The 22,082-nt window shown below is 35.8% G+C and carries 20 protein-coding genes and 1 pseudogene; 10 read left to right on the top strand and 11 right to left on the bottom strand.

The window, feature by feature from the left end:
- Nucleotides 1-15: 15 nt before the first annotated feature.
- Both D1867_RS12795 and D1867_RS11935 read left to right on the top strand, forming a co-directional pair.
- Nucleotides 16-657, top strand: a pseudogene (locus D1867_RS12795) (class I SAM-dependent methyltransferase).
- Nucleotides 658-663: 6 nt separating this feature from the next.
- Entirely contained in the window at nucleotides 664-1,713 is a 1,050-nt protein-coding gene (locus tag D1867_RS11935) for a glycosyltransferase (protein ID WP_155864318.1), read from the top strand.
- Here D1867_RS11935 and D1867_RS11930 read toward each other — a convergent pair whose 3' ends face one another.
- The gene (locus D1867_RS11930; protein WP_338078061.1) at nucleotides 1,714-2,679 is read right to left on the bottom strand and encodes a glycosyltransferase family A protein; all 966 of its coding nucleotides are present in this window, start codon (nucleotides 2,677-2,679) and stop codon (nucleotides 1,714-1,716) included.
- Between the two features lie 39 nt (nucleotides 2,680-2,718).
- Here D1867_RS11930 and D1867_RS12545 point away from each other — a divergent pair, with 39 nt between their 5' ends.
- A complete protein-coding gene (locus tag D1867_RS12545) occupies nucleotides 2,719-2,967 on the top strand; it encodes a hypothetical protein (RefSeq protein WP_240872276.1) in 249 nt (82 codons plus the stop codon).
- 59 nt (nucleotides 2,968-3,026) lie between these two features.
- Entirely contained in the window at nucleotides 3,027-3,191 is a 165-nt protein-coding gene (locus D1867_RS12540; protein WP_240872274.1) for a hypothetical protein, read from the top strand.
- A gap of 112 nt (nucleotides 3,192-3,303) precedes the next feature.
- On the opposite strand, the gene D1867_RS11920 is transcribed toward D1867_RS12540, so the two are convergent.
- From D1867_RS11920 to D1867_RS11910, 3 genes are all read right to left on the bottom strand, one after another.
- A complete protein-coding gene (locus tag D1867_RS11920) occupies nucleotides 3,304-5,550 on the bottom strand; it encodes a hypothetical protein (protein ID WP_155864317.1) in 2,247 nt (748 codons plus the stop codon).
- A 419-nt stretch (nucleotides 5,551-5,969) separates the two neighbouring features.
- Nucleotides 5,970-6,152, bottom strand: coding sequence for a hypothetical protein (locus D1867_RS11915; RefSeq protein ID WP_155864316.1), 183 nt, complete (start codon nucleotides 6,150-6,152; stop codon nucleotides 5,970-5,972).
- A complete protein-coding gene (locus tag D1867_RS11910) occupies nucleotides 6,128-6,649 on the bottom strand; it encodes a glycosyltransferase family 2 protein (protein ID WP_338078060.1) in 522 nt (173 codons plus the stop codon). The genes D1867_RS11915 and D1867_RS11910 overlap by 25 nt, the downstream gene beginning before the upstream one ends.
- Nucleotides 6,650-6,688: 39 nt before the next feature.
- Between D1867_RS11910 and D1867_RS11905 the strand changes: the two genes are divergently transcribed.
- Entirely contained in the window at nucleotides 6,689-7,588 is a 900-nt protein-coding gene (locus D1867_RS11905) for a glycosyltransferase (RefSeq protein WP_155864315.1), read from the top strand.
- 3 nt (nucleotides 7,589-7,591) lie between these two features.
- Here D1867_RS11905 and D1867_RS12270 read toward each other — a convergent pair whose 3' ends face one another.
- Nucleotides 7,592-8,752 (bottom strand): glycosyltransferase family 4 protein, encoded by a 1,161-nt coding sequence (locus D1867_RS12270; protein WP_205737154.1) that lies wholly within the window; start codon nucleotides 8,750-8,752, stop codon nucleotides 7,592-7,594.
- A gap of 57 nt (nucleotides 8,753-8,809) precedes the next feature.
- Here D1867_RS12270 and D1867_RS11895 point away from each other — a divergent pair, with 57 nt between their 5' ends.
- Nucleotides 8,810-9,823 (top strand): glycosyltransferase family 2 protein, encoded by a 1,014-nt coding sequence (locus tag D1867_RS11895; RefSeq protein ID WP_155864314.1) that lies wholly within the window; start codon nucleotides 8,810-8,812, stop codon nucleotides 9,821-9,823.
- A 158-nt stretch (nucleotides 9,824-9,981) separates the two neighbouring features.
- A complete protein-coding gene (locus D1867_RS11890) occupies nucleotides 9,982-10,797 on the top strand; it encodes an FkbM family methyltransferase (protein WP_240872272.1) in 816 nt (271 codons plus the stop codon).
- 896 nt (nucleotides 10,798-11,693) lie between these two features.
- On the opposite strand, the gene D1867_RS11885 is transcribed toward D1867_RS11890, so the two are convergent.
- The 5 genes from D1867_RS11885 to D1867_RS11865 all read right to left on the bottom strand — a co-directional run bounded on the left by D1867_RS11885 (nucleotide 11,694) and on the right by D1867_RS11865 (nucleotide 16,607).
- Nucleotides 11,694-12,647 (bottom strand): dTDP-glucose 4,6-dehydratase, encoded by a 954-nt coding sequence (locus tag D1867_RS11885; protein ID WP_155864313.1) that lies wholly within the window; start codon nucleotides 12,645-12,647, stop codon nucleotides 11,694-11,696.
- Entirely contained in the window at nucleotides 12,644-13,678 is a 1,035-nt protein-coding gene (locus D1867_RS11880; RefSeq protein WP_155864312.1) for a glucose-1-phosphate thymidylyltransferase, read from the bottom strand. The genes D1867_RS11885 and D1867_RS11880 overlap by 4 nt, the downstream gene beginning before the upstream one ends.
- A 1-nt stretch (nucleotide 13,679) precedes the next feature.
- Nucleotides 13,680-14,504: an SDR family oxidoreductase gene (locus D1867_RS11875; RefSeq protein ID WP_155864311.1), complete on the bottom strand. Its 825-nt coding sequence runs from the start codon at nucleotides 14,502-14,504 to the stop codon at nucleotides 13,680-13,682.
- A 48-nt stretch (nucleotides 14,505-14,552) separates the two neighbouring features.
- On the bottom strand, nucleotides 14,553-15,083 hold the full coding sequence (rfbC, locus tag D1867_RS11870; protein ID WP_155864310.1) for a dTDP-4-dehydrorhamnose 3,5-epimerase: 531 nt from the start codon (nucleotides 15,081-15,083) through the stop codon (nucleotides 14,553-14,555).
- A 210-nt stretch (nucleotides 15,084-15,293) separates the two neighbouring features.
- The gene (locus tag D1867_RS11865) at nucleotides 15,294-16,607 is read right to left on the bottom strand and encodes an RNA-guided endonuclease InsQ/TnpB family protein (RefSeq protein WP_155864309.1); all 1,314 of its coding nucleotides are present in this window, start codon (nucleotides 16,605-16,607) and stop codon (nucleotides 15,294-15,296) included.
- A 176-nt stretch (nucleotides 16,608-16,783) separates the two neighbouring features.
- Between D1867_RS11865 and D1867_RS11860 the strand changes: the two genes are divergently transcribed.
- A complete protein-coding gene (locus D1867_RS11860) occupies nucleotides 16,784-18,193 on the top strand; it encodes an MATE family efflux transporter (protein ID WP_155864308.1) in 1,410 nt (469 codons plus the stop codon).
- Between the two features lie 129 nt (nucleotides 18,194-18,322).
- Here D1867_RS11860 and D1867_RS11855 read toward each other — a convergent pair whose 3' ends face one another.
- Nucleotides 18,323-19,300 carry a hypothetical protein gene (locus tag D1867_RS11855; protein ID WP_155864307.1) on the bottom strand — a complete coding sequence of 326 codons (978 nt, stop codon included), beginning with the start codon at nucleotides 19,298-19,300 and terminating at the stop codon, nucleotides 18,323-18,325.
- Between the two features lie 434 nt (nucleotides 19,301-19,734).
- Here D1867_RS11855 and D1867_RS11850 point away from each other — a divergent pair, with 434 nt between their 5' ends.
- Nucleotides 19,735-19,932: a hypothetical protein gene (locus D1867_RS11850; protein WP_240872269.1), complete on the top strand. Its 198-nt coding sequence runs from the start codon at nucleotides 19,735-19,737 to the stop codon at nucleotides 19,930-19,932.
- A 105-nt stretch (nucleotides 19,933-20,037) separates the two neighbouring features.
- The gene (malA, locus tag D1867_RS11845; protein WP_155864306.1) at nucleotides 20,038-22,077 is read left to right on the top strand and encodes an alpha-glucosidase MalA; all 2,040 of its coding nucleotides are present in this window, start codon (nucleotides 20,038-20,040) and stop codon (nucleotides 22,075-22,077) included.
- The last annotated feature ends 5 nt before the right edge of the window (nucleotides 22,078-22,082 follow it).

Raw genomic sequence — 22,082 nt, 5'->3', positions numbered from 1 at the left:
TATCTCAGTGTCTTTATTAATTATACGACTTTCGAGAACTGGCATTCAGTAATGCTCAGTACTCATAAAGAGAGGATAAAGTGTAAACTAAGAAACGGGCAACTACTGATTTGAAACCTAACGAGATAGTCTTGCTGGCTGGGCTAAAGATCGTTGAACTTAATGAAGATAGTGTGAGATTTTAATTTAATGGAAGGGTTGGAAATTAAGTTATCCTTCTCAGATTATTGGAGAATAGACGTTAGGGGAAAGAGAGTGTTAGATATAGGAGCAGGGATTGGGGATTCCCCAATTTTCCATTGCAGGAGCGAAAGAGGTAGTAGCAGTAGAGAGTAAGAAAGTTGAACTAATGAGGGAAAACTTAAAGGCTAACAGTATCAATAACGTTATCGTGGTAGACAAGGGCTTAGGCATAAAGGACGATGAAAATTATATCAGTTGGACAAAATTGGTCATGGTCCATTTGATGTAGCTAAAATAGACTGCGATGGATGTGAGAAAATCATAGCCCCTTATATCAAGGAAATACCGAGTTTGCTCATAGAATGGGATTATAACTATAAGGATATAGTAAGTAATCTGACTAAAAACGGGTATAAAGTAAAAGTTGAACACACCCTAAAGAACTTAGGGTTTATTTATGCAAAGAAGCAGTGATAAACCATGAAGATCTTTTTCCTCACCAGTCATCTTAAAGAAAGAGACGGGGCCAGTAGGGCTATAATAAATTTTTCTAAAGGAATAAAACAAATAAGTCGATATGAACCCGTAATTATTTCATTATCTACCTCAATAGGCGTAAACAAACTTGGAAACATAGAAATAATTAATATCGATAAAGGTTTAGGGCTGCTTTCAAGCTTTAGAATTCTTTTAGGCTCTCCGTCCCCTCTAAAGCCCTTTAAAAAATACCTTCATGATGATGGAATATACATAGTCGCTGCTGATGATATAATTCCCGTTTCAGAATTTAAAGACGACTTAATCTATTGGAGTCAAGGAGTGTTAACTAGTGTATTTTTCTGGGAACCGTTTATTAGAAGGAATAAGCTAGTTTCAGCATTAGCGTCTCCATTTCTCCTATATAATGCGATAAAATTCTCGAATTTCGTTAAGAAATATAAGGTTGTATTAGCGAATAGTAAAACCTCAGCCGTCTATGTTTCTTTATTTTACAACAGACCCCCTAAGGCAGTAGTTTACCCGCCCTTAAATACAGATTTCTTTAAACCTTCTAAGAATAAAGAGAAGTTCGTGTTAGTGTTTCTAAAAAGAGGATATCCTTCTCACGTAGATCTGCTAACTAAAATCGCGGAAAAAGTAAAGATGAAGAGCATAGGGTATAAGATACCTAACGCCGAGTATTTAGAGAGAGTTTCTGATGAGGAATTAAGGGATCTCTACTCTTCAGCATTGGTTACATTGTACCCTATTGACTTCGAGTATTATGGTTATATACCGGTTGAGTCTATGGCCGCTGGGACACCAGTAATTGCTTTTAGGTATTCTGGGGGACCAGCTGAGACTATAGTAGATGGGGAAACAGGTTGGTTAGCATCAGATGAAGAGGAGTTTTATAGACTAACAATAAAAGTTTATAACGAAGGTTACCCAGAAGATACTAGTGTGAAAAGCAGAAAAAGAGCTGAAGAGTTTTCTATACAAAATCAGACTAAACTGCTGTTATCTATTATTGAGAAACTAAAAGCATGATTATATAGAGAGCATTGAGTTACTCCGAACTTTTTTTAGATAGAGACTTCTGCTTTTCTCCGCTGAGAACACTGATAATAAGGAAAGTCCTTGTAGGAAGAAATTCCACTTATTAGGGTATTTTAGGGAATATCTTAACATCTTTACCATGCTAATTAAAGCGTCTCTTTTACTAATTTCTTTTTTAGAAATAATCTTATACAAGAAATCACGCTGAATAATAGACATTTCAATAAAATCTCTCAGGGCTTTGCTACTAAATATTTGCTTAAAATACAATGAGTCTTCGTATTGCATCTTAAACAATTTGTCATTTACCTCTGTATTACTATTTTGGCTCATAATAATCCTGTAATAAGTCAACTTTCTAAAATCTATCATTATAGGTAGGTTATTTTCTACGGCACAAAATAATAGAAATGTATCGACAGTTATATTAACATTTTTCAATAAGTCAACGCATCTCATCGCCAAGTCTCTACTAATTACTATGGAACTAACGTTAAACCCTGCTTTAAACTTGTATAAAAGTTCCTTCAGCCTTCGAGTGTCAATACTAGTATAATACATAAATCTTTGATTATCCGTAGATAAATTAGAACCAGTTAACTTGTTATGAATTACCTCTTGAGCGTTATGATAAAACCCTATATCATATTTACTGAATTTATAGATAACTTCCCTAATTTTATCTTTACTAAATAAATCATCATCCTCCAAAAAGAACAATATATCGCCAGAACTCTGATATATGCCTAATGAAATCTTTCCGCCCAATGTTTCATCATCAGTATAAATATTCTTAACATGATAAGTTTCTAAAAACGAGTCAATCTGATAGTCCTTGAAATTCTTCACTACTATAATCTCTGTTGGTTTCAATGAATTTTCCATGACAGACTCAATAGCGTCCTTTATAAACGCCTTCCTCCTATGCGCTGTAACGATTACTGTTGATCTTAACACAAAAAACTATAATAGATATAACCTATTTAATCCTTCATAATGGCTAACTATGCATCATTTATAGAGGTACTAATAAGTAATTTCAATAGTTATCCATATACCCTTTTCCCTTTATATGCAAAAGCATACAAAAATCCATTAATTGTAGCCCTCAAATCATTATTAAGACATTACCCATTTGTTGTTGAATTAAAAAACGGAGAAAAGGTTTTAGTGACCGGAAAAGGGTATAAGATCGCCTCTTATTATGCTTTTCTCTATTTAGCTCGTAAAAAAGGTAAAAAATAAATATAATAGACATAGATGAGAATACAATTAAAATAATTTATGATACTAATGAAATAATTTTGAAGGATTATACTAAAGGTGATATCATTGGAGTTTACATTAAGGAAGAATATCAAGATGTAAACGTAAAAGATAAAACCGTCATTGATTGCGGGGCTACGATAAGAGATTCTGTTATTTACTTCTCGTTAAAAGGAGTCAAAAGAGTTATGGCGATAGCCTAGATAAATTATATGCTTCTAGAGAATAATTACATCGGCTAAAATAACAAAATCACACTCTGGTTGCGGATCAATAAGAACTAAAATTTTTGTGCCATAATCTGACAGACCCCTTTCAATCGTTTTTAAAATATCTAAATATCTTGAATCTTTGTAATACATAGATTAAGACTAGAATAATGAAGCCCAGAAAGACCAATAAATACGTTATGTGCACTGTTTGTAATATACTCAGTTTTAATGTGGCTACGTAATTTCCAGCTGGCATTAACCACGCATTTGCGTAACCATTAGCTATATAGTGATGGGTATTTATCTCACCGTTTATTGTAACTTCCCATAAGGGCGAATACCCCTCATCGAAGACTAAATAAAATGGTCTTGAGGCATTGACTTGAATCTCGTATACCTCGTTACAGTAATCGTTAACCACTCTAATATGAACGCCAGAGATATTAGTTATATTAATCGCACCTAACCCGTAAATCACGCTCTGTTTCTGTGCTTTTAGCATATTATTCGCGTAAAGAAAGAACAACTGGTCACTACTTAGGTTTTCCGCAAGCCCCTCAGATGGATATAATAGACTTACGTTTAAGTTTATCATATACACGTTGTAATAACTATTTTCCATTACTAACGTTATATTAGGGGTACGAGCTAAAGCCTCAATAAATTTCGTGTAATTCCAAGGATATCCTCCAGCGTAACCCAGAGGAACGCCTGGGCCGGGATATTCTTGCTTGTTTAACACAATGTACTTCGCCCCTAATAATACGAAATAGTTGGTTATGTTAGTTATGTTAAAAGCTGGAAAGTACTTATAAATGGGGTAACTCGCGCTGTTAGCAGGAGATTTTATAACTTGCCCCATAATGTAGTCTGACAAAGGATAAATTGTATACCATACAGCTTTTGTTCCGTTATCATCGTACATTCCCGCAGCATACTGCATTGGGAATTCAATTACATTATAAAATTCGTCGTGCACAGAAAGATAGTTTCCCACACTGACTAACTCAGGGGGTGGGTAGAAAATATTTGTAGCATTAACTGGCAAGTTAAATGCCCTAATTTCTGGGTGTACCTCGCCAGCTCTAAAAGAGTAAATATAAGACGAGGATAAAAGCAAGATTAAGATGAAAAGAATCTTAATGTAATTTCTTCTTTTGCCTAGATATTCAAGGATATACAAGAGTGTATAACCTATTATTAGACTACTAACAAAGGAAACAGGAAAACCAGAAAAGATGTATTGTATACTGTACATTAAGCCTATAGCAATGAAACCTATGGGAGTAGAGTGTAAAGAATATAAGGGTAAAACATTTATGATTCCAGTAGACGATCCTCCTATTATTAATAATAGAAATAAAAGGGGAGCAAAGAATTTACCAGTTTTACCTTTTATAAAGAGTATCGTAGCGAAAATCAGTACAAATATTAATACCCCAATAATTTCATATTTTTCTGGCGAATATAAAGATATAAAAGAAGATAAAGGAAAGTTTTTGTATTGTGCCTCTGTTTCAGATATAACTATTGGCTTCCCTAGCAACTCACCGTGAACACCAACTTGATATGCTCCTATTGATGCATTATATGTCTGATAAAGCTGTTCTAATCCAGCTACGATGACAATTAGAGCTATAACGAGGTTCTTTACGGTAAACTGTACAAAAGAAGGTTTACGTGAAAGTAACCATATTGGAACTACAGTAAATAAATAGAGCACTATAGACCAAAGTAGGTACGTAAATGTGGTAAATTGAGTCCCACTAGCCAGAATTAAATACAAAATTATTAAAGAGAATGAAATGACTTTTTCCTTGAAAATATACTTTATGCTAAAATATAGGACTAAAGGAAATAACATATAAAAAATAAAAAACGGGTAATTTACTCCTAATATAGGCGGCATATAAGAATAAAATCCCCATGAATATATAAATCCCCCTAATAGTCCAGCTATTAAGGTAAAATAGGAACTGTATCGCTTCTCAAGAATTTCAAATATAATATTTAAGAGTTTTACAAAACCCACTTGAGATAGATAAATAAAGGGAAGTAAGTAAATAAACTCTGATAACTCTAAGGAAAAATGGAATATATTGTATAGTAGAAAAATAATAATTCCCATGAATAATGAATCTTGAGAATATCCCAATGGAGCTCCAGAGAAAAAGGGATCGTTCCAATAATAAAATAAAATTTTCCTAAGTAATATTAATGGAGAAAAAGGATAATTAGAGTCTAACCAGTATATTATTCCATTATCAAGATATGTGTATAAAAGTATAATATCAAATATTAAAGGAGTTAAGTAGAGTAATAAATATAAGGGTCTAATTTGCTTTAACATTCTAACAATTTCTCGTTCTTTGTAATTTAAGTTTTATCGTAATGGTTAATAACGATATCCATTAATCAACTTAACCAAACAGATTATTGTACATTTTAACTCTAAAATTATAAATCCTTCTTAGAATGATCTTCCTTAATGTGAATGGGAAATAGGAAGCGATTGCAAGGATAAAGTTTCTAAGTCTGTCTTCGGCGTATGGATTATTAATAACCTTAAGGATATCATAAAAATTCAATTTGCAGATATCATCTGATGGTTTCTTTTTAGTGTTTCTAAATAATTTGTGCAGTACTTTCAAGAACAAATAGTCATACCTCAAAAATTTCTCTATTTCTGAACCTTTACTTAATCTATAAATTATCTGCATATCTTCGCATTGGATTCTAAACTTAGAAGAGTAATTGTTTATAAAATTATTAATTAGTTAAGTTTGAAGATGCAGAATATTTTTGTAATCTATATTTTCCTAGAACTATATCATCAAACAGCATATCATAGTTTGATAAAAATCCTATAACCAAATAAAATGAGTCAATAGCTAATTTGATTTGTTTCAAATAAGTATCATATTCCTCTAAAATTTCTCTTCTGATTGCCATGGAAGACACGGACGCATAACCGCCTCTGTGTAAGTTAATAAATATTGTTTCCCAATATTTCGACTTTTCTTGATAACAATTTTACCAGAATTATATAGGTTATAAGGTAAATTTGCTTCCTTACCGTTTTCATTAATAATCTTAACTTTATGTCTATAAAAACCTAAATTTTGATTTTGCTTAAATATATCATATATTACCTTTAATTTGGTTCTTTCAAATAGATCATCATCCTCTAAGAAAACTACCACATAACCAGATGTTTCTTTTAGTGCTTCAGAAACCTTGGGCCCTATCCATCTATTTTTGGACTGAATAAATTTCCATTTAGTACATAAATACCTAGAAATCTCAGCTTGATCAAAATTGGCTACGACTATTACATCAAAACTTTCCTTATCTAATTCTTGAGTTCTTAGGCTATTTAATGCCTCCACAATATAAGGTCTATAGTTGTAGGCTGTCACTATAACCGAGATAAAAGGATTGTTAGCCACAACAATCTTATAAACTTAAAAATATTTAAAAAATAACGAATGCTTATAACGATAGTTACTTACAACCCTGACATTAAATTTGTCCGGGCAATGATAAAAACGATTAAACAAAAAGGAGATCAGTATAATATCCTCGTTGTGGATAATCACTCTAAATTAGAATTAGAAGAATTAAAAGACTTGACAGACTACTTCGTTCAGCTTGATAAAAACTATGGGCTAGGTGCGGCATACAACTATGCTATCAAGTTTGCGAAAGAGCTAGGAGAGGACTATATGATGTTTCTTGACCAAGATACGATAATATTAGATAATTTCGCTCCTAACAGAGTCCTACGCGAGGCTAAAGAGTTAAAGGATATCGAACCGGTAATTTTGAGCGTTAATATAGATAATGCCTTAGTAAAAAAAGAAATTCCAAATTCTAACTTTTACATAGCTAAAGGCGTAGTTAATAGTGGAATGATCTTGAGTGTAAATTATGCCTTGAAACAACCTTTCCTAAATGGTCTATTTTTAGATAGATTAGATTTTGAGTATACTTATAGGGCTGAAAAACTAGGATATTTACCATTAGTATATAAAGAGAGGATGATTTTACATAAACCAGGAGAAGGGTCAAAATATTATTCAAGTCTATGCGCGAAATTACTTATAGCTATAATGCTCATGCTACATGGAAATGAAAAAGACCGTGAAAGGTATAAGCAGTATGGGTATTACTCCAATTTCCTAAGGTATTATCTCATGTTACGTAATGACATATATTTGTGGTTAAGGAGGAGGATTTATCCTAATTTTTGGAAGATGATTATAGGAGATTTATTCCTTATGTGTGAAGTTCTTGGGTATAGAAAAAGCCTCAAATGGATCTTAAGAGCTATAAAACACGGTTTACTAGGAGATTTAGAAGAGGATAATAAGGAACTCTTTTTCTAACATTCAAGATTCCTCTTTTAACGCTTTTTCGAATTTATCTACTGTTGAACTCCATGTAAATCTCTTTGCAGTCTCCAATCCGTTTTCTATCAGCCTCTCTCTTAACTTATCATCTTGTAAGACTTTGATCAAATTCTCTGCTAAGGATTTAACGTCACCGGGCTGACTTACTAACGCGTTATATCCATGAACTGCGTAATCCCTAGAGCCCTTATTATCAGTCATAACTACCGGAGTCCCACAAGCCATAGCCTCTAAAGGGGGTAAACCAAAGCTCTCAACATATGACGTATGTAAGAAGGCGTCAGCAGATGAATAAAGTTTAGATAACGTTTCATCATCTAAATATGAGAATACAGTATGTGGAAAGTCTATCCCAATGGTTTTAGCGTATTTCTTTACCAAACCTTTCCCACCAACTATTATTGCGTGGACAGGTATCTTTTTACTAACTGTTTTCAAAACTTCTAATGCAATGTCGTCTCCTTTTTGCTTCTGACCCCTTAAGATTATCATAACTCTCTTCTTATTATCGTCTAGTATCTCTCTTCTCGGTCTGAAAACTTCTAAATTAACACCAGGGTGAGCTATGGTAACTCTAGCAGTAGGATTGTTATCAAGAATTAACTGCTTGGCATAAGAGGAAACTGTAACAAAGGAGAAAGGAAGTTTCAGCGAAAGTTTAAACATATTTAAGCCTATTTTACCCTCGTTATTCTCAACTAACTCTGGGAAGTCCTGCATTAAATAAAAGGGTCTTGGCTTTTGAGAAAACCAAACGGAGAACGCTGTTAAATAGTAAGTAGCTATAGTAATGTCAGAATCGAAATTCTGAATGAATTCAGCTAATTCTGTAATTATATCAGGTTTTACTCCAAGAAGGGAGCTGAATAATAAAAGCGAATCATTAATTTTGGTGCTAGCTTTCCTACGTTTTATAAGATTATATATTTTATAAAGATTATATAAGGTATAATTTAACTTATTTTTCATAGGTTCTTTGTATATGACCTCAACTTTTAGATTCTTAAACCAACTATGATCTCCATATAACGATAGGATTTTAACGTCATAACCTCTGTCTTTTAAACCATTAGCAACTTCAAATATGTATCTTACTCCTCCAGCTATACTGGTGAAAATTAGCACAAACGAGATTTTCATAAGTGTTAAACTTTAGATACCTATAAAAATTTAAATGTTTGAATTCTATTGTTATTGATGCTGATTAGTGTTATCATTATAGCGTATAATAGGAGAAACTTTCTTTTGAAAGCAGTGAAGAGTGTGGCTAATCAGACTTTAGATAAAAATTTGTACGAGGTTATCGTGGTAAAAAATTTTGAAGATATGACCATTGACGACATTATAAATAAACTAGGATATAAAAATATAGTGTATGATACACCCTTATACGGTGAACGATTAGCTATAGGGGTTGAAGAGTCATCTGGTGATATTCTGGCCTTTTTAGAAGACGATGACGAATTTAAGCCAGAAAAATTAGCTAGAGTGTATGAGGTTTTTACTTCACATAAAGACGTATCCTATTTTCACGATACACGAGACTACTTGTATGAAGTAGACGATCCAAGGATTAAAGACATTGTAAGGTTTTTAGAAAAGATAACTCCGCACGAGAATATAATAATTGACCCATTTGATAAACGCTCTAAACACTTTTTACTAAAATATTATGGAGCAATTGCTACAACGAGTCTAATGGCTACGAGACGGGAATGTATAGGTGATAAACTAGATTTGTTAAAAAGAATAGAAATATCTGTTGAATTTTTTATACCAGCCTTTTCTGCAGAATGTGGAAAGCTGTATCATACCGGAGAAAGGTTAACTAGATACAGGATTCATCAGAAGAATTCGTCTATAAGATTTACTAGCGAAGACGAGTTAAGGGTTTCTAATACCTATTTTAGGTATATTAAGGATCTAGAACTAATCATAAGTAATATATCTTGGAAAAATCAATTAAGAGATGTTCTTAAAATGTTATTATTAAACAATAAAATAGCCTTGTACAATAGTCCAAAGGAAATTAAAGAAAAATTAGGTTATAAGCAAAACGTATTTGGCGCTATTAAAGACCTTTCGGAATGGTTATTAATCACGCATGACTTACATGGCTATTTTAATTTACTTTTGCACACTGGTTATAATAGTATTCCTTCAAAGCGGGTAAAAATGTTTATTAGAAAGCTGGTGAAAGGGCATGATTAATTATATAGAAAAAGCTAAAATCGCAATTAAGTCTAGGAATTTATTGAAAAATTGGGGAAATAGCCATTATTAAATATGCTCTAAAAAATCCGGTAATTCTTCTTAAATGCAAGGATAATAGTACAATTAAAGTAAGAAGAGATATATTTAGGAATCTTTTGCTCTTATACTATGAAGAAAAGATAATTAATTGTTCGAGTAATTCTATCGCGTTTTACGTTAATGGAAATACTTATTGGATACCGATAGATGAAATACTGAATGCTAGTGGAAAATTTAATACCATTCTGAAAGCCCTTTCTTATAACTGGAATTATAGAGGTGGTTATTGGGAAAAGGGAAACATAAAATTTAAACATATACATGCTGAAATTATTGCAACATTTGAGGACGAAGAATACGGCTACGCGGACGTTAAGAATAAATCAGTAGTAGATATTGGGGCTTTCGTAGGAGAAACGGCAATTTATTTTGCATTAAAGGGAGCTAAAAAAGTATATGCAATAGAGCCTCACCCCGGGGCATATGAAGAATTAGTAGAAAATATTAGGATAAACGCTCTGGAGGAAAAGATTTTTCCATTAAACATCGCTGTAGGGGATAAGGAAGGATATACTGTTATTTCTAACGTGGAAACTAGTCAAGCACCAGTAACATTATTCAACGAGTCTGATGGAAATGGAATAAAGGTTAAAAAAGAAATATTAAATAATATTATTAAAAAATATAATATAGAAACTAATGTATTAAAAATGGACTGTGAAGGTTGTGAATATAATCTAATTTTAAATGACTATGAGGCAGTATCTAAATTTGAACAATTAGTGTTTGAATATCATGCATATAATACTGGTATACCAGTGCGTAGCCTAATAGAATTACTTAAGAGAGTATATAACTGTGAATTTGTAAATGAGCACATATACAAGAAAAATGATCCAAACTGGGATAAGAACAGAATAGGTATGCTGTAATGCGTAAAAAGAAAATAACTCAGTTTTTATTTCGTATTTCCCTTGCATTATTTGACAGAATACTACGATTAAGTCTTACCTAGCTCTTGTTTATATTTACAAAGGGAACCATAAACCTTTAATGACGACTCTTATGTTAATATTTGAGGAATGGCACAAGTTGAAGAAAATATTGTAGTGAGACGTAAAAATATTAAGAACTTTATCTCTGAAATTAAGAGTGTGTCCAACAATTTTATTCACCTTGTTGTATAATGTGAAGAAAGCTTAATCCACCTCATTATTGAAGCGTTGTGTGGGAAGTGTTTACAAGCCTTAAAGGCTTCTGCTTGTTCTAACAAGTTCGTCGAATTTCTAGTGCATCGAAAGCTGAGAGTGTATCATATCAAGATCCACGTCGTGAAGTATTTTACCAGTTAAGCTTAATCCCTCAAAGTCTAATCCTAGTCTAAGACCACAAATACCGTGATTAAATCAATCAAAACCCAATAAACTGATCTAATTCTCATAAACAGCATAGGGTAAGAGAAGAAGTGTACTACAATAATAATGCTAGGAACGTGAAGTAATGCCTCAATCCTCCTCAACAGGCTGATAAAGCTCTTGAGTGAGAGGGGAAATGTTTAAAGCAAGGGCGGTGAGACGTTCCAACTTACTTCTCATATTTCCCCTTATATTATCACCTCACCGTCCTACTAAAATTTTATACAAAAATAGTTGGACACGCTCAGATCAAGTATAATTCGCACAATCTGTGATATCGTCTCTTTAATCGCATGAAATTAGTGCACAGAATGAGAGCATGTGAAACATATTGGCAGAATGAATAGAAAGTAAAGTTAAGGGAACCATCGTTAAGGCTAAAATTAACCTAGGTAATCTTATAAAACCTTTGTCTAAACTGTCAACCACGGCTCGTCTTCTACGAAGAACTTATCATTGATTAAAGGCTCCCACCACCATCTGTTATTCAAATACCATTCATAAGTCCTCCTCAGACCCTCCTTAAATGGCGTTACTTCATATTTCATACTTGTTGTCATACAATACCTTCTATCGTGGCCAGGTCTATCTGAGACAAACTTTATCTTAACCTCTTTACCGCTCACTTCCTCCAATATCTTCAAGATCTCGAGCACATTATACCTCTGCCCTCCCGGTATGTTATATACTTCCCCTTTCCACTCAGCTCTACTCACCACGTCGAAAATTATCCTAGCAGTGTCCTCTACAAATATCCAGTCTCTTTCAGCTTTCCCATCACCGTACACTGGAACGTGCATCCCTAGTAAAGTCCTAATTATAGCCTTAGGTATTAACTTTTCAGGGAACTGCCTAGGACCGTAATTATTAGATGGTCTAACTATAACCGCACTTATCCCATAAGTCCTTACGTAAGCCTTTACGAACAAGTCAGCTGAAGCTTTAGATGCACTATAAGGAGAAGAGGGTTTTAAAGGTGAGTTCTCATCCCCGCACTCCTCACCGTAAACCTCGTCTGTAGAGATGTGGACGTATTTGAAATTGAATTTCCGTGAAGCCTCAAGTAAGTTTACCGTACCTAGGACATTAGTGGTTACGAAATCTTGTGGTTTATAAATTGACCTATCTACGTGGGTCTCGGCTGCGAAATTTATGACGATGTCTGGAGAATACTCCTTAATTATATCATGCATTTTTTCGCTCCTAACATCGGCTTGGACGAAATCGTAGTCTGTCCCAATGAGGTTTTCCTTCCTTCCAGCGTAGGTTAAGAGGTCTACTACGATGGGCTTTATACCCCTCTTGTTTAACTCCCTCACGAAAGCGGAGCCTATGAACCCAGCACCACCAACTACTATGATTTTCATAATATCACCGAGGAGTTCTCACCTATAATTAGCTTTTGCCACCTCCCACCTTTTTCAACAGTAGAGTTATTCCCTATTAAAGAGTCCATTAGTGTCACCCCCCTTATCTTAACGCCGTCAAGGATTACGCTGTATTCTATCTCACTGTCCGTTATTTCGCTCTGGTCACCAATAGAAGTGAAAGGACCTATATAGGAATTGATAATTTTAGTGTCCCTCCCTATGTAAGTTGGTCCTCTTACCACAGAGTTCTTTATTACAGCCCCCTTCTCAATTATCACTCTGCCGTCAACTGTAGAGTTCTCTACTACACCTTCAATCCTACTTTCAGCGTATCTGTCTAGTAGAAATGCGTTAGCCTCTAAGATGTCCTTTGGAGTCCCAGTGTCCTTCCACCAACCCTGAATTATTTCATAATTTACTTCCCTACCTCTGTCTATTAACCCTTGTATTGCGTCAGTAATCTCGAGTTCACCTCTCCAGCTAGGCTTTAACGACTCAATAACGTCAAAGATCTCCCTTGTGAAACCGTAAACACCTACTAGGGCTAGGTCGGAAATCTGTTCTTTAGGCTTTTCGATGAGCTTTACGACCCTCCCGTCTTTTATTACAGCCACGCCAAACCTATTGGGATTATTAACTTTGGCTAGTAGGATTGAAGCTGAGCCTTTGAAAGAGGAGAACTTGCTAAGGTCATAAGGGACTAAGTTGTCCCCTAAGTAGACTAAGAACTTGTCCGAAACCACGTCCTTCACTTTATAAACCGCGTCAGCTAGTCCTCTAGCCTTACCTTGATAAACGTAGGTTATCCTAACCCCGAACTTGCTACCGTCTCCGTAATACTCCACGACACGTGTTGGCGCGTTGTCTCCAAGTACAATAATCACGTCCCTTATCCCTGTATCCCTGATCTGTTCTAAGACCCACTGTGAAACCGGCTTTCCTGCGACTTTTATCAACTGCTTTGGGCCAGTGTGGGTTAACGGCCTGAGCCTTGTACCTTGCCCTCCATGTAGGATTACTGCCTCCATCTCACAACACCATACCTTCTAGGTCTAAACTGTAAAAATCAACGGATAAGATCTTCTTAGCATTTGAGGAGTCCAAAGAGGAGTCAAAGGGTCTCCTAGCTGTCCATCCTTTAACCTCATCTACTTCCTTCACTTCTCCTGACAAATTGAACTTTTCCTTAATCTTTAGAGCCAGCTCGTAACGCGATATTCTCTCTCCTGCAACATTTAGTAAACCAGTTTTCCTAAGGGCCAGTAACTCTTCTATTGCTGATGCTAGTTTCCTCGCTGAAATGGGCGAGTAATAACCTTTATACGCGAAGACTGTCTTCCCTTCCTTTAACGTTTTGTACACATATACTGGAAACCCCTTGTGTCTGAATACCCCAGAAGTCCTTATAACGAGGCTGTCGTCGTATGATAAGGCAAAGGTCTCTCCTAGTAACTTTGTCAGCCCATAGTAGTTTATTGGATTTGGTAAGTCCTCTTCTTTGTAATTCCCCTTCGTGCCGTCAAAAACGTAGTCCGTACTCACGTGAATAAAGTAAGCTTCCACTACCCTACTAGCTCTTACCATGTGTTTTACTGCTTCGGCATTTATTTTATAAGCCTTTTCTCTTTCTACCTCGCACTTGTCTACGTCAGTCATAGCTGCAGTGTTTATTATAACATCAGGCCTAGTCTTGATTATGAAATCCTCCAAACGGAAAAAATCGGTTATGTCCATTTTATGACTGTCAGGAATTTCGGATGAGTTATACACCTTGATCACTTGGTATTTTTTAGAAAGTAACTTATTTAATTCAATGCCTAACTGGCCAGAGGCTCCAATTAGTAGTACTCGCATTGTACTTATTATTCCAATAGAAATTATAAATCTTTTTCCACAAGTGGTCTAAGAAAACACTTCTGCCTTATCAAGTGGGGGGCACTGTTTGTCCTTATCGCTGACTATGATTTCTTTAATCGGCCATTCGATATATGAGTAGTTTATGCACCTCTCGTGTTGAGGCGAGTAGTCGTTATGGGTTACGAAGTAAACGACTAGTGAATCATCTAGAGCTTGAAAACCGTGGGCAAAGCCTGGGGGAATCCACAACATGTGGTGGTTAGACTCACTTAATTCTGCACTTATATGCTTTCCAAAAGTTGGGGAAGACTTTCTGACATCTACTGCAACATCTAATATTTTCCCTTTAGGTACGAATACTAGTTTTCCTTGTTCCTTTGGCGTTATCTGATAATGTAATCCCCTCACTACTCCTCTAACTGAGAAGGACATGTTAACTTGAACTGGCATAGGAATGTTGTGTTTGCTGAAGTCAGTAGCCTTAAACAGCTCAAGGAAGAAACCCCTTTTGTCAGGGAAGACCTTAGGTTTAATTAACAGAACTCCCATACCTAGGTCTTCAAAGTCAAAAGGCATGGTTTAAAATTGTATCTTCAGTATAATAAAATGTTTTAGTTCGGATAGCGAGAGCGATTAGCTTAATATATGCAGTAATGTATATGGAATCCTCCTTGTATAGACTTTATATTGAAAAGTCTGAAATTAACTAATTTTCTCTGCTTATAATCTGACTATTGGTCACTCTGACCTCCTCCCCGCCCTAAAGGACGAGGGTTCTCCGAGGTCTTAAGGGTTACACCCCTTTGTGGGTGCTACTCTGTTATGATCCACAATGAAGGATAATGGTTTTTTCAAGGCTTTGACGAGTATTCTAGTTGCCTTCTTTAGAATGTTTAACGCACCATTTAGGTCGCTGTGAAGTTTATGCCCCTTAGGGCAGATAACTACTCCTCTTGGGTTCCTCTTAACTTCCACGCCATGATAAGCACAATACTTGGACGTGTTATACTCAACAACCTCATACACCTTCATACCGTATTCTTGTGCTTTCAATTCTATGGATTCCATTAGCTTACGATAAGACCACATGTTCACTGTAAACTTATTACCCTTCTCTTGCACAATGTTAAATGGATAACCCAAGTAAATTATTGATACTCCTAGTTCGTGAAGCGTCTTAATAAGGTGAGAATCTAAGTTACGATATAGATGAGTGAGCCTCCTAGTTAGTTTCTTGAACAGTCTCCTCTTTTCTCTCAACAATTCTAGGTATGCTTCACCCTCACTAACGTTTCTGGTTCTGTCAGCTAACGATTGCACTTCTGAAATCCTTCTTTGGAAGTAGAAGTAGTCCTCCTTTGTTCTAACACCCTTGTATAAAAGCCAGGTGCCATCGTTAACTACTGCACTCGCTATTACGTTAATGCCTAAATCGATGGAAGCTACTTTATTTCCCTTCGGTTTGGAAATCTGGATGGCCTTTCTCTCACCCTTGACGACGTGTTTGCTCTTCTTTCCAGCTTCTTCAACGCCTACCTCAACTGGTATGTGAGCATACCAGGCATTTCTGGTCTCGTCAAAAATTATTTCTAGCCTACCTTGTTTACCGTACCATCTAAGCCTGCCGACAAAGTCTATTTCCATGTCGAAATCCTTTAGGATTAATTTATGATTTTCAGCATCTACCTCATATCGATCTTGTCTAACGATTAGTATTAGCCTTCTCTTCTTCGTCTCTCTATCCTTCCAGTATCTAGGCGGAGAAACGCGGTTTATATGCGGTAGTTTTCCTTCCTTCTTCAGTTTTAACAAGGAGAAGAATGACGACCACGCTTCGTTGTTCTTCTGAAGAACAGCTTGGGCATTAACGCCCAATTTGGCCTTGTACTTCTCGTAGTACTTACTCCACGTTCCCTTAATGTCCACTACCTCTTCGTGGAAGAATTGTTGCCTCCTTTCATAATCCACTTCGTTAAAAAGCTTTGCAGAAAGGTTTGCTAACCTCCTCAGCTTCCTCTCTTGAAAACCATTTGGAAGAAGACGGACTACATTGGTTCTTTGATTTGAGTATTTAACTTCGTAGACACCCTCCTCTGGCATTGCGGGAGTAGAAGTCGGCTACCGCTCCTCATCCTCATAAAGTTGACCAGAGGAGGGTGGCATAACTGATAGTCGTTGTTAAAGTTTAAATAGCTTTACCTCGCCCCTAGAAGGGGCGAGGTTTGTCCTTCATTTTATCAAAAGCTTTAATATTTTTTCTCAAAGAACTAAATTGGATGAATCCTATAAAGAACGCGTTGAAGAGCCTCAGCGTAACCATCACTAATGTCCTAATCGCCTTAATCTTCTTCATAGTCACTGCAAAAATTTCTAATCCAGCGTTCTTTGGGAAAGTTGCAATAATTCAACTTCTTGAAGTAGTTACTTCAGCGTTCTTTTACTTTATCCCGGGACAAATAATAACTAGGGAAATATCTTACCTTTACGCAAAGAAGGAGGTAAATAAAGGGGTTGTGGGAAAGTTCCTCTCATTCCCTTTCCTCGCTATACCAGTTTTTCTACTCTTCCTACTTTTCCCAAATTACGTTAAGTTAGCGATCCCTTATCTCTTTCTCTACCTTCTGAATAATGTCCTAGTTGCTATAATGATAGGGATGGACATGTTTACTGAGACAGCAATAACTGGGAACCTTTTTCTAATCATAAGATGGGGGATTTCAATTATCGCTGTCCTCTCTCACAACATTTACTTATTCGTAGAAATATGGATTTTGGGAGGAGTACTCTCAGTCCTCCTTAACTACTCTTTTCTGTCTAGAAAAGTGGGGCTAGTCTTACCTTCTCTAGACTTTGCATTTCTGTTTAAGCACTTCAAGGAAGGCTTGCCTCTCTACTTGTCTTCTTCAGCTAATTTCCTCTCATCGCAAGGGGACAGAGTTACAACAGCCTATTTGTTAGGCTCTTACTATCTAGGCTTATACCAATTTTCTGCATTAGTAGCTGGGGTTCCTGCAATGGTTTTAGGGGCTTTAGGAGGAGTCCTCTTACCTACTGCCTCATTCTATAAGGCTTTAGGTAGTGACGAAAAGAAGATGTCTTCAATTTCTTTTCGCGTCCTAGCCTTAATCTCCTTTCTGTCAGTAATTATTTCAATACCTATTGCTATCCTGGTCGTGGAAAGGTTTTTCCCAGACTACACTGAGGGTATAAGAGTTTTGATCCTACTACTTTTAGCTACAACCCTACCTTTTCCTATAAACTCTTTAACGAACTTCATAATAGCTGCTAAGAAGTCTTTAAGGCCCTTTTTATTCCTTTCATTGCTTAACGCTGGTGTAGTCTTACTGACTTCCTTCCTTCTAATTCCAAGAATTGGAATAATGGGGGGAGCAATTTCCCAAGTAATAGTCGCCGTTATCTCCTCTTCTTTTATCCTTGTGTACGCTTTAAGGACTTCAACGTTTATTTTGGGTAAAAGGGAGGGCATATTACTGACTGCAATGCCTTTAATAGCTCTTTATGAAGTTTTCGTAGATCCTCCCTACCTCGACCTCCTTTTGCTTCTCTCGGTTATTGTTCTTTTTAAGTTATTTAAGATAATTTCTACTGAAGAGGTGAGGTTAATAGAGTCTTTTTTACCTTCTAAGCTAAAATTCATAGCCTCGCTATTAAAGGTAATTAATTGAGTGAGGGGAGAGAAAGTTAATAAGTAACTGATAGTTTTCATCACATTAGATGACATAAGTTTATTCAAAATATCGCCCTTTAGTTGAAGAGTAAATTTTATTTAATTTAAAATTATAATATTTTTCCCATCACTGCAGTCTCTTCCTCCAAATTATTGAGATAGCAACCAAAACTACAGAAACACCTAAAAGCACATACTGAAGGATTGGGTATTCAACGTGTATATTGGCGTCTCTTTGAGCAGAAATTGTTATAACACAAAAGACGTGGGCTGAAGGGAAACTTATGTTAACGATCATGAAAGGAGAAGATACAGTAAGTGAAAATGAACCTTCGCCCAGGCTATTTGTATACCCCTTAGTGTATTCCTTGCCGTTAACGTAAACTACGTAAGGTTGATGAGGAGAAGGAATTGTTACATAAAAACCGCATACAGTTACCGTAGAGGGGTCAATTCTAACTCCCACGTAAGTGAAATTCCAAGGGATAGGAGTTTGGTAGTCAACAATGTATTTTTCGCCGTTAAGGATTACATATTTAACACAAATCGAACCGTTAACGTCTTCCAAGATTGCAGTGTAACTGAAAGGCTTAGTAACGTTAATCCAACCGTCCCTTTGAGGAGCTATGCTAGGGAAAGAACAAGAAAGAGCAAACCAACCCTTAGAAGGAGTGTGAACCAAAAGTCTACCAGTGAAGGGAATTAAGACTGCGGTAAAGTCTTCCTGCGACAAATCTGATACGTGAGGATTAAAATTCCCTCCATAAACTACTATGCCAGGATCCCACCATAGAAATGTATTATCTTTACCTATAAACGTAATTACCACAACTTGTGAGGAGCTGTTTATTTTAAATACTGCGAATGATCCTGCTATTCCCGCCCCCTCAAGTATTAGTGGTTCTTCGCTTACCTCTCTTACCCCTGCACTTATGAAAGGGAAGGCAGTGCTATTTATCTCCTGCTGAGTTAACGAGAAGTTTATGGGAATTTTACTACCTAAGATTACCTCCTTTGGATATTGCACAAAAACTGAGGCAGTGAACGGACTTACTGATGAAAGTAAGGTAATTGTCAGCGTTAATAGTAATAATAGTAATCTCATAGATAAGTCTAAGTAATTACATTAATTTAAAGTTTCTCGATTTCATGGAGTGTGTTCAACAATTTAAATTATTTGAAACTTATTCATAGATCAACATAAGATCCGATGTTATCAACGCTATTAAGGAAGTTTATAAATTTCGTAGTCACACATTGCAATGTAGAAGAGAGTTCTACAATGAACTCTATGGGCAATGTGAGGGGGAGTATAAGTTCAATGAAGGCTTATCATGTCGTGGTTGGCTCCCTAACCTAGGCGTGGGGCAGGGAGAATGGGGACTAGAAGTTAAATTATGAAACCTAAATGATAATCCGACCCCTATGTACGGTGAAATATTGGTGGTGAGCTAAAATGGAGATCAAGTTTTAGGAATCGTAGGTTCCATTCTATTATTAGTAGCTTTTGTTATTCCTTTTTATATGGGCTATTATTTTATGGGAGGATACTACGGTGGCATGATGGGAGGTTATCTGCATAGGGTAATCTTTTTCGCCTTTCCTGCATTAATACTAGGCTCATTAATTTCAGATAGGCAAATAGGCGGTATATTATTAATTATAGCAGCTGTCCTTTCTATTCCAGTATTTTTCGGATTCTTTGGAATTTCTTTCATACTATTGCGGGCATCTTAGCACTAACTCAAATTGTAGTAGTATTATTTTTCTTCTTCTTTTTCCTCTTTTTATCCTTTTGTTCTTTGTTAGAAAATTTTATAAAAAATAGCAAGAGTTCATCATATGAAAGTTGTAATAAAAGAAGGTAAAGGAGGAATATATAAAATAATAGTTAATGACCCGTTTCCTCCAGTAGAATTTCCTTTTGAAGGAAAGGAGTCAGAAAAAGACCTTTCGTTCTTTTCATTAAATATTACAGAAAGCGAGGGCAATATAGTAATAGAGAAGGATTTAGATATTAAAGAGCACGTACTAGGTTTAGGAGAGAAAGCTTACGAGCTGGACAGGAGGAGAGGCAGGTTTATAATGTATAATGTTGATGCAGGAGCCTATGATAAGTTTAGCGAACCCCTTTACTTAAATGTTCCCTTTATAATAACGGTAAAGCATGGTGTAGCTAAGGGGTACTTCATCAATTCTGCCTCAAAGGTTATATTTGACATAGGCTTCGAAGATTACGGTAAGATAAAGATAAAAATTCCAGAACCTTCTGTAGAAATTTACTACTTTGAAGGTCCTACGGTCGAAAAAGTCTTAGAGCAATACGCAGAACTTACTGGTAAGCCTTTTCTTCCGCCTATCTGGGCTTTTGGTTACATGATTTCTAGGTATTCTTATTTTCCTCAGGATAAGATAGTCAAATTATTAGATGAATTAAAAGAAGAAGGTTTTAGGGTTAGTGGTGTATTTTTGGATATTGATTATATGGATTCTTTTAAATTATTTACTTGGGATAGGAATAGGTTTCCTGATCCTAGGAGGTTTATTGATGAGGTTCATTCTCGTGGTGTTAAGGTTATTACTATTGTTGATCATAGTGTTAGGGTTGATCAGAATTATAACGTCTTCATCTCTGGTTTGGGGAAGTATTGTGAAATGAGTAGTGGTGAGTTGTTTGTTGGTAAGCTGTGGCCTGGTAATTCTGTTTACCCAGACTTCTTTAGGGAGGAAACTAGGGATTGGTGGAGTGGGCTTATTTCAAGTTGGCTTTCTCAAGGAATTGACGGCATTTGGCTTGACATGAACGAACCCACAGACTTTACTAAAGTTCAAGAAATACTTGATATTTTTAAAGATACTCCGATACAAATTAAAGATAATAGATTTTACACTACATTTCCTGATAACGTTGTTCACTACTTGAGGGGTAAAAAGGTTCCCCATAGTCAAGTGAGGAATGCTTATCCTTATTATGAGGCAATGGCAACATTTGAAGGCTTTAAGAAGGCAGGGAGGGACGAAATTTTCATATTATCTAGATCTGGTTACGCAGGAATACAAAAATATGCCTTCGTTTGGACAGGAGATAATACTTCGTCGTGGGATCAATTAAGGTTACAACTTCAGACCGTGCTTGGCTTGTCAATTTCTGGCATTCCGTATGTTGGGATAGATATTGGAGGATTTCAAGGAAGGTTAAGTAAGGTTGAAAACTCTCCCGAAATATTACTTTACATGTTCAGACTAGCCATGTTCTTTCCGTTTTTCAGGACTCATAAAGCTAAAGACGGTATAGATGTTGAGCCAATATATTTGCCTTATTATTATAAGGAAAAAGTAAGGGATGTCATAAATACTAGGTATAAATTCCTTCCTTACATTTATTGTTTGGCTAAGGAGGCACACGAGACCGGGCATCCAATCATTAGACCTTTATTTTACGAATTCCCAGAAGATGAGGATACTTATAGGATAGACGATGAGTACATGTTAGGTAAATACGTACTGTATGCTCCACAGCTTGGAGAAAGCAGAGTAGTTTATTTACCCGGAAAATGGTTCGAATTCTCAACGGGAGAAGAGAGGGGTGGTTGGGTTAAAACTAACGCAGATCTACCTATCTATATAAGGGAAAACTCTGTTGTAAACTTAGATGGAAATGACTTAATAGCTTTAGGAAATAGTAAGTTAAAATGCGAAATTGAAATAGAGAAAAAAGGAAATATCATTACGTTTTCAAAACCATACTTCGTCAATATGCTTGTCACAGACAAGGTAGAAAAAGTTATAATTAATGGCAATGAGGTTAAAGCTGAGGACTTCGGAGCTTTAAGTAAGGTTAAGATAAATAAAGAGGTGAGAAAAGTAGAGTTAGTTTATTAAAATGC

The organism is Acidianus infernus (assembly GCF_009729545.1).
GTDB lineage: Archaea > Thermoproteota > Thermoprotei_A > Sulfolobales > Sulfolobaceae > Acidianus > Acidianus infernus.
Note: the sequence above shows the minus strand (reverse complement) of the source record. Positions and strands in the feature narration are given on the sequence as shown.

Coding starts and splice junctions, on each gene's coding strand:
- D1867_RS11935 (WP_155864318.1), top strand. CDS start 664: ATGAAGATCTTTTTCCTCACCAGTCATCTTAAAGAAAGAGACGGGGCC.
- D1867_RS12545 (WP_240872276.1), top strand. CDS start 2,719: ATGGCTAACTATGCATCATTTATAGAGGTACTAATAAGTAATTTCAAT.
- D1867_RS11920 (WP_155864317.1), bottom strand. CDS start 5,550: ATGTTAAAGCAAATTAGACCCTTATATTTATTACTCTACTTAACTCCT.
- D1867_RS11915 (WP_155864316.1), bottom strand. CDS start 6,152: ATGGCAATCAGAAGAGAAATTTTAGAGGAATATGATACTTATTTGAAA.
- D1867_RS11905 (WP_155864315.1), top strand. CDS start 6,689: ATGCTTATAACGATAGTTACTTACAACCCTGACATTAAATTTGTCCGG.
- D1867_RS12270 (WP_205737154.1), bottom strand. CDS start 8,752: ATGAAAATCTCGTTTGTGCTAATTTTCACCAGTATAGCTGGAGGAGTA.
- D1867_RS11895 (WP_155864314.1), top strand. CDS start 8,810: ATGCTGATTAGTGTTATCATTATAGCGTATAATAGGAGAAACTTTCTT.
- D1867_RS11885 (WP_155864313.1), bottom strand. CDS start 12,647: ATGAAAATCATAGTAGTTGGTGGTGCTGGGTTCATAGGCTCCGCTTTC.
- D1867_RS11880 (WP_155864312.1), bottom strand. CDS start 13,678: ATGGAGGCAGTAATCCTACATGGAGGGCAAGGTACAAGGCTCAGGCCG.
- D1867_RS11875 (WP_155864311.1), bottom strand. CDS start 14,504: ATGCGAGTACTACTAATTGGAGCCTCTGGCCAGTTAGGCATTGAATTA.
- rfbC (WP_155864310.1), bottom strand. CDS start 15,083: ATGCCTTTTGACTTTGAAGACCTAGGTATGGGAGTTCTGTTAATTAAA.
- D1867_RS11865 (WP_155864309.1), bottom strand. CDS start 16,607: ATGCCAGAGGAGGGTGTCTACGAAGTTAAATACTCAAATCAAAGAACC.
- D1867_RS11860 (WP_155864308.1), top strand. CDS start 16,784: ATGAATCCTATAAAGAACGCGTTGAAGAGCCTCAGCGTAACCATCACT.
- D1867_RS11855 (WP_155864307.1), bottom strand. CDS start 19,300: ATGAGATTACTATTATTACTATTAACGCTGACAATTACCTTACTTTCA.
- D1867_RS11850 (WP_240872269.1), top strand. CDS start 19,735: ATGGGAGGATACTACGGTGGCATGATGGGAGGTTATCTGCATAGGGTA.
- malA (WP_155864306.1), top strand. CDS start 20,038: ATGAAAGTTGTAATAAAAGAAGGTAAAGGAGGAATATATAAAATAATA.